The sequence below is a fragment of the Halorhodospira sp. M38 genome, assembly GCF_022227985.1.
GTDB lineage: Bacteria > Pseudomonadota > Gammaproteobacteria > Nitrococcales > Halorhodospiraceae > Halorhodospira > Halorhodospira halophila_A.
In genome coordinates, this window is sequence record NZ_JAJNQP010000095.1 from 1 (window position 1) to 380 (window position 380).

Genomic DNA, 380 nt, shown 5'->3' on the forward strand with positions numbered 1-380 from the left:
CTGCACTCGGCAGAGGAGTGCCTGTCGCTGCAAAAAAAGTTGTTGACGCTGGTCGAGGAGACCCAAGACAGCGAGAGCTCGCGTTGAGGTGCCTCGAGCAGCGTTCCCCGGAGGTGCCGCGCAGCCGTGCCTGTCACGCGCTGGGGCTTTCGCGTACCGGTACATATCCCCGGAACCGGCGGGTATCGCCACCGTCACCGAACAAAGGCGTACAGCCGAATGCCCTCAGCGAGGCGGAGAAGCAGGCGATTCGGGACCAGCTCCACAGCCCCGACTACGAGGATCTCGGCCCCCGGGTGGTCCACGCGAAAGAGCTCAACGCCGGACGACTGCTGGCCTCGCTCTCGACCTATTACCGGGTGTTGCGTGCTGCCGGGGAG

At 65.3% G+C, this 380-nt stretch carries 1 pseudogene; it reads left to right on the forward strand.

The features are described 5' to 3' along the window. Nucleotides 1–83 precede the first annotated feature (83 nt). A pseudogene (locus tag LRA98_RS12940) lies at nucleotides 84–380 on the forward strand (hypothetical protein); the annotation flags it as partial.